Origin of the sequence: Streptomyces sp. NRRL WC-3549, from assembly GCF_000721935.1 — a bacterium.
GTDB lineage: Bacteria > Actinomycetota > Actinomycetes > Streptomycetales > Streptomycetaceae > Streptomyces.
Genome location: NZ_KL585446.1, coordinates 29,973 through 34,579 on the forward strand (window position 1 = coordinate 29,973; position 4,607 = coordinate 34,579).

General features: G+C 71.2%; 4 protein-coding genes. 2 read left to right on the forward strand and 2 right to left on the reverse strand.

Annotated elements, in window-relative coordinates:
* Positions 1-108: 108 nt before the first annotated feature.
* Positions 109-951, reverse strand: coding sequence for a siderophore-interacting protein (locus tag IH13_RS0134875; RefSeq protein ID WP_031090978.1), 843 nt, complete (start codon positions 949-951; stop codon positions 109-111).
* Positions 952-1,054: 103 nt separating this feature from the next.
* Entirely contained in the window at positions 1,055-1,963 is a 909-nt protein-coding gene (locus IH13_RS0134880; RefSeq protein WP_031090981.1) for a 5'-3' exonuclease, read from the reverse strand.
* A gap of 265 nt (positions 1,964-2,228) precedes the next feature.
* Between IH13_RS0134880 and IH13_RS0134885 the strand changes: the two genes are divergently transcribed.
* A complete protein-coding gene (locus IH13_RS0134885; RefSeq protein ID WP_051836025.1) occupies positions 2,229-3,329 on the forward strand; it encodes a quaternary amine ABC transporter ATP-binding protein in 1,101 nt (366 codons plus the stop codon).
* The coding region (locus IH13_RS0134890; protein ID WP_031090985.1) for an ABC transporter permease subunit at positions 3,322-4,607 on the forward strand (1,286 nt) is incomplete at its 3' end. The genes IH13_RS0134885 and IH13_RS0134890, both read left to right, overlap by 8 nt.

The following is a 4,607-nucleotide window of genomic DNA, read 5'->3' on the forward strand; positions in this document are numbered from 1 at the left end:
GGCGAGGTCGGCCGGGGACCGGCGGGGGCGCGCTACGTGGCGAGGTCGGCCGGGGACCGGCGGGAGCGCGCTACGCGGCGAGGCCGGCCGGGGACCGGCGGAAGCGCGCTACGCGGCGCTCTCCTGCTCGCGCTCCACCTGCTCGTTCCACTCGCGCTTCACCGCACGCCACGCGTCGTCGTTCTGGCCGAGCCGCCAGTAACCCGAGATCGAGAGCTGCTGGAGCGGGATCTGCCGCTCCAGACGCAGATGGCGCCGGATCTCCTTCACGAAGCCCGCCTCGCCGTGCACGAAGGCCTGCACCTCGCCCTCGGGGAACTCCAGCTCCTTCACCGCGGCGACGAGCAGCTCCCCGACGGGCCGCCCGCCACGGTGCAGCCAGGTGATCTCCACGCCGTCCGGGGTGACGATCTTCTGCTCCTCCGAGGCGTCCGGAACCTCGACGAAGGCGTGCACCAGGGCGCCCGCGGGCATCTTCTCCAGCGAGGCGGCGACGGCCGGCAGGGCGCTCTCGTCACCGGCCAGCAGGTGCCAGTCGGCCGACGCCTCGGGTACGTAGCCCCCGCCGGGTCCCAGGAAGGTCACCTGGTCCCCGGGGACGGCACGGGCCGCCCAGGGGCCCGCGAGCCCCTCCTCGCCGTGCACCACGAAGTCGACGGCCATCTCCCGCGCGTCGGGGTCCCAGGAGCGCACCGTGTACGTACGGGTGGTCGGCCACAGCTCGCGGGGGTACTCCTCGCGGATCCGGGCCATGTCGAAGGGGTGGGCGTAGTCCGCGCCCTCCGGGGCGAAGCACAGCTTGACGTAGTGATCGGTGAATCCGGCGAGGGCGAAGTCCGCCAGACCGTCGCCGCCGAGGACCACGCGCACCATGTGCGGGGTGATCTGCTCGGTGCGCACGACCTGCGCGCCCTGTGCCTTCGGTGCCCGACGGGCCGGCCGCTCTGCCACGAGGTTCTCCCTGCTCTGGAAACGTACGGATCGCGGTGGACGGGGCCCACGCGTGTGCGGAACCGGGTACGCAGATGTACTTAGGTCTACCTAAGTTAGCACTTCACGCCTGGAGGGTGGCGAGCAGGCGCTGGAGCGACCCGCCCAGGCCCCACCGCGCCGCCAGGGCGTCGAGGGCCGCCGGGTCGCGCGGCTCCCGGGGGAGCGCGGGGTCGAAGGCGGGCAGCGGCACGTCGTCGGCCACCCGGACCACCTTCGGCGCGACCGCCACGTACGCCCGCGCCTCGTCCAGCCTCCTGCGCTGCGACGGGGTCAGCCGGGCGGCGGGGTCGTCGACCGCGCCCATGATCCCGGCCAGGTCGCCGAACGCGTCCAGCAGCTTCGCCGCCGTCTTCTCGCCGATGCCGGGGACCCCGGGCAGTCCGTCGCTGGGGTCGCCGCGCAGCAGCGCGAGGTCCACGTACCCCGCGCCGTCCACGCCGTACTTCTCACGCAGCCAGGCCTCGTCCGTCACCTGGAGCGTCCCCACGCCCTTCACCGGGTACAGGACCCGCACCCCGCGGGCGTCGTCGACCAGCTGGTAGAGGTCGCGGTCGCCCGTGACGATGTCGACGGGGCCCCCGGCCCGCCCGGCCAGTGTGCCGATCACGTCGTCCGCCTCGTAACCGGCCACGCCCACCCGCGCGATCCCCAGGGCGTCCAGGACGTCCTCGATGACCGGGACCTGAGGGGAGAGGCTGTCGGGGACCTCCTCCTCGTCGGGCAGGCCGGCGGCGGTCTCGGCCGCCACCCGGTGCGCCTTGTACGTCGGGATCAGGTCGACCCGCCACTGCGGACGCCAGTCGGCGTCCATGCAGGCGACCAGCTCGTCCGGCCGGTGGTCCTGCACCAGCCGGGCGATGAAGTCGAGCAGCCCGCGCACGGCGTTCACCGGGGTGCCGTCCGGTGCGCGCACCGAGTCGGGGACGCCGAAGTAGGCGCGGAAGTAGAGGGAGGCGGTGTCGAGGAGCATCAGGCGTCGCGTCACGCCCCCGATCATGCCGCACGCCTCCGACACGATCCGGGCCGTGGGCGCGCGGTTCCCGCTTCCACGACCTTCCAGGGTGATCTGGGTCACACATGTGTTTGGTCCGTGTAAGCCGGGGCAGGCGCGCCATCGGAGCGGACCACGTCCATTTTTCAACCAATGCGCGTGCTCTGCGGACCGAATCCGCCCGCTCCACGGTCTGCCGTAGGGGGTGGCAGACCGTTTTCGGTTCAACGCGCGTGAGGTGTATGTGTCAAGGCTGCAAGCCGAGCACTTGTACAAGGTGTTCGGCAGACGACCCGATCAAGCCGTGCAGAAGCTCGAGAACGGTGCGAACCGCGAGGAGCTGCGCGCCGACGGAACGACCGCAGCGGTGATCGACGCATCGTTCACCGTGGAGCCGGGACAGATTTTCGTCGTCATGGGCCTCTCCGGCTCGGGCAAGTCCACCCTGCTGCGGATGCTCAACGGGCTCCTGGAGCCGACCGCGGGCCGCGTGCTCTTCGACGGCCAGGACCTGACCGCCCTGAGCCCGCGCGACCTGCGTGACGTCCGCTCGAGGAAGATCAGCATGGTCTTCCAGCACTTCGCGCTCTTCCCCCACCGGAGCGTGCTGGAGAACGCCGCGTACGGCCTGGAGGTCCAGGGCGTGTCGCGCGTCGTGCGCGAGGAGCGCGCCGCCCAGGCGCTGGAGCTGACCGGTCTGGCCGGCTGGGAGAAGTCCTGGCCCGACGAGCTGTCCGGCGGTATGCAGCAGCGCGTGGGCCTGGCCCGCGCGCTCGCCACCGACGCGGACCTGCTGCTGATGGACGAGTCCTTCAGCGCGCTCGACCCGCTGATCCGGCGCGACATGCAGGACCAGCTCCTGGAACTCCAGAAGCGGCTGAAGAAGACCATCGTCTTCATCACCCACGACCTCAACGAGGCCATGCGCCTGGGCGACCGCATCGCCGTCATGCGGGACGGCCGGATCGTGCAGCAGGGCACCGCCGAGGACATCCTGGTGCGGCCGGCCAACGACTACGTGGCCTCCTTCATCCAGGACGTGGACCGCTCCCGGGTGCTCACCGCCGGTTCGATCATGGAGGCGCCCGAGAAGGGCCGCTCCCACCGGGACCTGGTGGCCGAGGCCCCCGCGACCGTGACCGCCGAGACACCGGTCGCCGAGCTCTTCACCCCCTGTTCGACCAGCGGGCTCGCGGTCGCCGTGACCGACGCCGACGGCGGACTCATCGGCATGGTGCCCCGCACCCGGCTCCTCGCCGCCCTCGGCGAGGAACCGCGGATCGAGAAGGTGCCGGCCGGCAAGGCGGGCGTGCGCGAGGTCAAGAAGGTGAACGCCGGTGCCTAGGTTCTCCTTCGGCGCGTGGGTCGAGGACGCGGTCGACTGGCTGCAGTCGAACCTCACCTGGATCTTCGACGCCATCAAGACCGTCCTCGGCGGGATGTACGACGGGGTCGACGCCGTCCTGGGCGGCGGTGCGCCGCTGCTGATGGCCGGGATATTCGCCGTCGTCGCGTTCTGGCTGCGCGGGATCGTGCCCGCGGTCCTCACCTTCGCCGGCTTCGCGCTCATCGACTCCCTCGCCCTGTGGGACGAGGCCATGGCCACGCTGTCGCTGGTCGTCGTGGCCGCCGTCATCACCATCGTGATCGCGGTGCCCCTGGGTATCTGGGCCGCCCGCAACAGCAAGGTCAGCGCCGCGCTGCGGCCGGTGCTCGACGTCATGCAGACGATGCCGGCCTTCGTCTACCTGATCCCCGGCGTCATGTTCTTCGGCGTGGGTGTCACCCCCGGTGTGATCGCCACCATCGTCTTCGCGATGCCGCCCGGCGTCCGTATGACCGAACTCGGCATCCGCCAGGTCGACGGCGAGCTGGTCGAGGCGGCCGAGGCCTTCGGCACCACGCCGAAGCACACCCTGACCCGGGTCCAGCTGCCGCTCGCCCTTCCGACGATCATGGCCGGGATCAACCAGGTCATCATGCTGGCCCTGTCGATGGTCGTCATCGGCGGTATGGCCGGTGCCGGCGGCCTCGGCGAGAAGGTCTACGCGGCCATCACCCAGCTCCAGGTCGGCCTCGCCGCCGAGAGCGGGATCGCCGTGGTCATCCTCGCCATGTACCTCGACCGGATGACGGGCGCGCTCAACGAGCGGGTCTCCCCGCTCGGCCGGCGTGCCGCCGCCAAGGCCGCCGCCGGTGCGCGGCGCCTGAAGTTCGCGCACTACAAGCCGGGTACCGCCGTCGCCATGACCGGTGTCGTCGTGCTGGCGCTCGTCGCGGGCGGGCTGAACATCGCGGGCTCCTCGGACGACTCCAAGGGCTCGCAGGCCGCCGCCGGTGACATCGGCAAGGGCCAGAAGATCAACATGGGCTACATCCCGTGGGACGAGGGCATCGCCTCCACCTTCCTCTGGAAGGAGATCCTGGAGCAGCGCGGCTTCTCGCCGGACATCACCCAGCTCGACGCGGGTCCGCTCTACTCCGGCGTCGCCCGCGGCGACATCGACTTCCAGACGGACGCCTGGCTGCCGACCACGCACAAGGACTACTGGGACAAGTACAGCGACCAGCTGGAGGACTACGGCTCCTGGTACGGGCCGACGTCGCTGGAGCTGACGGTTCC